The following is a 473-nucleotide window of genomic DNA, read 5'->3' on the forward strand; positions in this document are numbered from 1 at the left end:
GACGTCTGGAAGACGTCAGCGTTCATGGCACTGCTCATCCTCGCCGGGATACAGAGTATCGACCGCTCGCTGTACGACGTCGCGAAGGTCGCCGGTGCGTCGCGCTGGCAACAGTTCAAGATGATCACTTTCCCGCTCATCCTGCCGTCGGTGCTGGTCGCGATGCTGTTCCGCACCATCTCGGCGATGCGCGTCTACGGTATCAGCGAGACGATGGCCGGCTGTCAGACAGTGCCGTCGCTGTCGTGTCTCGTCGTCACGACGTTCAACGCACCGCTGTACGGGACCTCGGCGACGGTGGCGTTCGTCACCGCCGGTATCATCGCCATCGTGGTCTCCGTATACATCGTGAACTTCGCCAGTGAGGGAATCTAACATGCCCGACGAAAACCCGGAAATCGGTCTCGGCGCCGAAGACGCAGAGATAAAACGAGGACCGCTCGGGCGGTGGGTCAACACGGCTATCAAAAACC

At 60.7% G+C, this 473-nt stretch carries 1 protein-coding gene; it reads left to right on the plus strand.

Annotated features, from left to right (window positions below; all coding sequences use genetic code 11):
• The coding region (locus DVK05_RS16525) for a carbohydrate ABC transporter permease (RefSeq protein WP_147437843.1) at positions 1-375 on the plus strand (375 nt) is incomplete at its 5' end.
• Positions 376-473: the final 98 nt, after the last annotated feature.

Origin of the sequence: Halorubrum sp. Atlit-8R, assembly GCF_003666025.1 — an archaeon.
Classification (GTDB): domain Archaea; phylum Halobacteriota; class Halobacteria; order Halobacteriales; family Haloferacaceae; genus Halorubrum; species Halorubrum salinarum.